The organism is Coprococcus sp. ART55/1, from assembly GCF_000210595.1.
Taxonomy (GTDB): Bacteria; Bacillota; Clostridia; order Lachnospirales; family Lachnospiraceae; genus Coprococcus; species Coprococcus aceti.
Window position 1 is genome coordinate 2,723,749 of sequence record NC_021018.1, and the last position, 5,875, is coordinate 2,729,623.

4 protein-coding genes and 1 pseudogene are annotated in these 5,875 nt (G+C 45.5%); all 5 read left to right on the plus strand.

All coding sequences use genetic code 11. From position 1 onward, the window contains the following. The coding region (locus CCU_RS12235; RefSeq protein WP_305803643.1) for an undecaprenyl-diphosphate phosphatase at positions 1-193 on the plus strand (193 nt) is incomplete at its 5' end. Between the two features lie 21 nt (positions 194-214). Next, a complete protein-coding gene (locus tag CCU_RS12240) occupies positions 215-3,112 on the plus strand; it encodes an FtsK/SpoIIIE family DNA translocase (RefSeq protein ID WP_015534881.1) in 2,898 nt (965 codons plus the stop codon). Positions 3,113-3,131: 19 nt separating this feature from the next. Beyond that, positions 3,132-4,802 carry a formate--tetrahydrofolate ligase gene (locus tag CCU_RS12245; RefSeq protein WP_015534882.1) on the plus strand — a complete coding sequence of 557 codons (1,671 nt, stop codon included), beginning with the start codon at positions 3,132-3,134 and terminating at the stop codon, positions 4,800-4,802. 12 nt (positions 4,803-4,814) lie between these two features. Further along, on the plus strand, positions 4,815-5,657 hold the full coding sequence (gene folD / locus CCU_RS12250; RefSeq protein ID WP_015534883.1) for a bifunctional methylenetetrahydrofolate dehydrogenase/methenyltetrahydrofolate cyclohydrolase FolD: 843 nt from the start codon (positions 4,815-4,817) through the stop codon (positions 5,655-5,657). A 28-nt stretch (positions 5,658-5,685) separates the two neighbouring features. Further along, positions 5,686-5,875 (plus strand): annotated as a pseudogene (locus CCU_RS12255) (30S ribosomal protein S12 methylthiotransferase RimO); the annotation flags it as partial.

The window sequence follows — 5,875 nt, forward strand, 5'->3', positions numbered from 1 at the left end:
TGATCTGTTTAAGTCATCTATTTCAGGAACTGATGTTGTAAATTACATAGTTGGAATGGTAGTTGCAGGTGTTGTTGGATATTTATGTATAAAATTTATGCTTTATACGGTCAAGAAAAAGAATTTTAAGGGCTTTTCCATATATTGTATGATCGCGGGAATCGTGTCTGTAATATGGTATTTTGCTGCTTAAGATTTAGAATAGAGGTAGAAAATGGCTGCTGGTAATAAAAAGTCATACAAGAACAATACATCAAAGAATGGCACGTCCAAAAACGCTGCGTCTAAAAAGACTGTGGCAAAGAACTCTTCAAAAGGTGGATCAAATAACCGGACATCTGCGAAGAAGAATACTGCATCGAAAAAAACATCTGCCAGATCAAAGGCTGCCATAGAACGCAAAGCCCGGGAAGAGGAACTGGCTAGGCAGAAGCAGATGAGAAGTGAGATCATACTCATAGTTCTCTTTGCATTTTCGGTATTTCTGCTACTTGCAAACTTCAGGATCTGCGGAATAGTGGGAGATACAGTATCGGGATTTTTCTTTGGAATAATCGGTTTCAGCGAGTATATATTCCCGGTATATCTATTTGTGTCGGCTGCCTATCTTATATCAAATGATTTCAGGGGGAAGATCGTCAAAAAGGTTGTATATTTTGGCGTTGTGCTCATCCTGTTGTCCATGGTATTTCAGGCTATATATTCATCGACCTTTGAGTCGGTCAAGGTTCTGTACATGGATGGGTATAAGGACAGATCGGGCGGAGGAGTTATATGCGGAGGAATATTCTTTGCGATAAGGACACTGCTTGGAGTTCCGGGTGCGTGCATAGTAATATTTATAGCTGCGGTTATCATGTTCATTCTCATAACGGAGATATCAGTTATAGACGAGATCAAACTTTTCATAGCATCTATCCGTGAGCGCAGAGAAAGCGATGATGACGAACAGTATGAAGATGAGGAGTATCAAAGTGACAGATATGACGATGGTTATTACTCACATGATGTAAATGATACTCCGGTTCGCAGAGTGAGACCATCGATGGCAAATCTCAATGTGTACAGCAGCGATAAGTCCAAGGATGACAGAGCTTCCGACAGGACTGCTGCAACGCAGGTCAAGCCAAGGAAGACTAAGACACAGAAGAATGTAGAGAGGGAGCCTGCCAGGGATTTCTTTGCCATGGAGGATGTCCACGAGCTCACTCCTGGAGATGGCGCTGTGGATATGTCCTATGATGAATTTAACAATGATATAGAGAAGATCGTCATGACCGACAGAGAAGAGATCGTCAATCCAGTTCAGATAGACAGAGAGGATCCTGTGCATAAACCGGTGCGGAAGCATGCACCTGTGAAGAGAAGAAAGCCGGTGGTCGTAACTCCTGAAGAACCAAAGCTGGCTGCTGTGGACACTGATATGGAGGATGCAGAGATACTTTCATTTACTGATGATGCGGAGGATGTCCTTGCGGGAGCGGTAAATGGCAATATGCATCCAGAGAGTGTGTCAGATTACAATCCGCTCTACGACTCTGCATTTGCGGAGGAGGAGAAGACGGATACCGCGGCTCAAAGCAAAAAGAAGCCGGCGGTACAGACTGAGAGCTCAAAGCAGTATCAGGAGGGAAGAAAATATAAATTCCCAACGGCAGATCTGCTGTCCCAGCCTAAAAAGACGAACAATTCCAACAGGGATGCCCATGTCAGGGAGACAGCCATCAAGCTTAAGAATACCCTCGAGACATTTGGCGTCAATGTAACCATAACAAACTATAGCTGCGGTCCTGCTGTAACGAGATTTGAGATGCAGCCGGAGCAGGGTGTCAAGGTCAGCAAGATACTGAACCTTGCGGACGACATAAAGCTCAACCTTGCGGCTGCGGATATACGTATAGAGGCACCGATACCTGGCAAGGCAGCCATAGGAATAGAGGTCCCTAACAAGGAGAACTCAATTGTGGCGTTCCGGGAGCTTATAGAATCAGATAATTTCAAGAACCTCAAGTCCAAAGTGGCATTTGCGGTTGGTAAGGATATAAGTGGACAGGTCATCGCAACGGATATTGCCAAGATGCCGCATCTTCTGATCGCCGGAGCCACAGGTTCGGGTAAATCAGTGTGTATCAATACACTTATAATGAGTATACTGTACAAAGCCACACCGGAGGAGGTAAAGCTCATAATGATAGATCCTAAGATGGTTGAGCTTGCATGCTACAATGGCATACCACACCTTCTGATACCGGTCGTAACAGATCCAAAGAAGGCGGCAGGGGCACTCAACTGGGCTGTCATGGAGATGACAAGAAGATACCAGCTTTTTGCTGAGCACAGTGTACGTAATATACAGGGATATAATGACAAGGTTGAAAATGCCGTTATAGCGGGAGCTGATGGAGAAAAGCTGACCAAGATGCCACAGATAGTGGTCATAGTGGATGAGCTTGCAGATCTTATGATGGTTGCCCACGGCGAAGTCGAGGATGCTATAGTGAGACTTTCACAGCTTGCCAGAGCAGCGGGTATACATCTTGTCATAGCAACACAGAGACCGTCGGTTGATGTCATAACAGGTCTCATAAAGGCAAATGTTCCATCGAGAATAGCATTTGCAGTTTCGTCGGGAGTTGATTCCAGAACCATACTTGATATGGTAGGAGCAGAGAAACTTCTTGGAAAGGGAGATATGCTGTTCTATCCGACAGGCTATCCTAAGCCGGTCAGAGTACAGGGCGCATTTGTGTCGGATGATGAGGTTACAGCGGTTGTTGATTTCCTCAAGAAGAACAATGGCGTGGGAACATATGATGAGGAGATATCTAAATCAATATCCGGAAATGGTGGATCAGGCGCCACAGCGATAGGTGGGGCTTCAGCCAGTGATAAGGATGAATATTTCGTGGAAGCGGGAAGATTCATTATAGAGAAAGAAAAAGCTTCTATAGGTATGCTTCAGAGAACGTTCAAGATAGGCTTTAACAGAGCCGCAAGGATCATGGATCAGTTGATGGCTGCGGGAGTAGTTGGCCCGGAGGAGGGCACAAAGGCCAGAAAGATCCTGATGACTCAGGAACAGTTTGATGAATATATAGACACTAATTTATAAAAAGCGGAGGATAAGAGCTATGATGACAGACATTGAAATTGCACAGAAGGCTGAGATGAAGCACATAAGGGAGGTTGCTGCAAAGCTCGGAATATCAGAGGATGACCTCGATCTCTATGGAAAGTATAAGGCAAAGCTCTCAGATGAGCTTATAAAGAAGGTTGAGGGCAACGAGAACGGAAAGCTTATCCTCGTTACAGCCATCAATCCAACACCTGCAGGAGAGGGAAAGACGACAATCACTGTAGGACTTGGTGAGGCTATGGGACAGCTTGGAAAGAAGGCGGTTATCGCACTTCGTGAGCCATCACTTGGACCATGTTTTGGAATCAAGGGTGGTGCAGCCGGCGGCGGATATGCACAGGTAGTACCTATGGAGGATCTCAACCTCCACTTTACAGGAGATTTTCATGCTATAACATCTGCAAACAATCTCCTTGCAGCCATGATGGATAACCATATCCATCAGGGAAATGCACTGAGAATAGATGTGAACAGAATAGTGTTCAAGAGATGTATGGATATGAACGACAGAGTTCTCAGACACACAGTTGTCGGACTTGGAAAGCGTGTCGATGGAGTGCCTAGAGAGGACGGATTTGTCATCACAGTTGCATCGGAGATCATGGCTATTCTCTGTCTTGCAAGTGACATGAAGGATCTTCAGGAGAGACTTGGCAGAATAATCGTTGCATACAACATGGACAATGAGCCTGTGACAGCGGCTGATCTCAAGGCTGTAGGAGCTATGGCAGCGCTCTTAAAGGATGCCATCAAGCCAAACCTTATCCAGACACTTGAGCATACACCGGCAATCGTACACGGCGGACCATTTGCAAATATAGCACATGGATGTAACAGTGTAATGGCTACAAAGACAGCATTAAAGCTTGCAGATTATGTAATAACAGAGGCAGGATTTGGCGCAGATCTCGGAGCTGAGAAGTTCTTCGATATCAAGTGCCGTATGAACAACCTTAAGCCGGATGCGGTGGTTCTGGTTGCTACAGTAAGAGCCCTCAAGTACAATGGCGGAGTTGCAAAGGCAGATCTCGGCGAGGAGAATCTCGACGCGCTTAAGGCTGGTATAGTAAACCTTGAGAAGCATATTGAGAATCTTCAGAAGTATGGCGTTCCTGTTGTTGTAACTTTGAATAGATTTGTCACAGACAGTCAGGCAGAGCTTGACTTTGTCAAGAAGTTCTGCGAGGACAGAGATTGCGATTTTGCCCTTGCAAATGTATGGGAGCAGGGAGGCAAGGGTGGTATAGACCTTGCAAATGCAGTGCTCAACACGCTGGAGAACAAGAAGAGCAACTTCAAGGTGCTCTACGATGACAGCCTGTCAATAAAGGATAAGATAGATTGTATCGCTACAGAGATATATGGTGCGGATGGTGTTACATACAGCGCAGAGGCCAGCAAGGCCATCGCCAAGATCGAGGAGATGGGATTTGGTAACTTCCCTGTATGTATGGCAAAGAACCAGTATTCTTTGTCAGATGATCCAAAGAAGCTTGGAAGACCTACAGGATTCGATATAAATATCCGTGAGGTTTATGTCAGTGCAGGAGCAGGATTTGTGGTAGCGATTACCGGAACTATCATGACCATGCCTGGACTTCCAAAATCCCCGGCGGCAGAAAGGATTTATGTTGATGATGACGGCAAGATCGTCGGATTATTCTAGGAGGACAAATAAATGTATAAGCTTATAGATGGTAAGGTTATATCAAAACAGATAAAGGATGAGCTCAAGGAGAAGGTTGCGGGACTCAAGGCAGAGGGCGTAGAGATATGCCTTGCTGTCATTCAGGTCGGAAATGATCCTGCATCGTCAGTATATGTTGGAAATAAGAAGAAGGCATGTGAGTATATAGGAATAGGTTCACTGTCATATGAGCTACCAGAGGAGACAACTGAGGAGGAGCTTCTTGCACTTATAGAGAAGCTCAACTCTGACGACAAGGTGAACGGAATACTTGTACAGCTCCCGCTTCCAAAGCATATAGATGAGGATAAGGTCATAAAGACCATATCTCCAAAGAAGGATGTGGACGGCTTCCATCCGATGAGTGTTGGTGCACTCAGCATAGGACAGCCGGGCTTTGTGTCGTGTACACCAGCCGGAGTTATCCAGCTCATCAAGAGATCAGGAATAGAGATAGAGGGTAAGGAGTGCGTGGTACTCGGCAGAAGCAATATAGTAGGCAAGCCTATGAGCATGCTGCTGCTCCGTGAGAACGGAACCGTAACCGTGTGCCATTCCAGAACAAAGAATCTCAAGGAAGTGTGCAGACGTGCTGATATACTCGTGGTGGCAATAGGAAAGCCAGAAATGATCGATGCATCTTACATCAAGGAAGGCGCAACAGTTATAGATGTGGGAATCCACAGGGATGAGAATAATAAGCTCTGCGGTGATGTGGATTTTGAATCAGCCAAGGAGGTTGCCGGAGCGATAACTCCTGTACCTGGCGGAGTCGGCCCTATGACCATAGCCATGCTCATGTCAAACTGTGTAGAATCAATAAATATAAACTAAGAACAAGTGCAAAATTATTGGAGAACAGATGAAAGTATTACTCATATCACTAGGCTGTGATAAAAATCTGGTGGACAGCGAGGTCATGCTCGGTTTGCTGAACAAAGCCGGCCACCAGCTTACAAATGATGAGACAGAGGCAGATGTAGTAGTTGTAAATACCTGTGCGTTCATCAGCGATGCGAAAGAGGAAAGCATCAACACCATCATCGAGATGG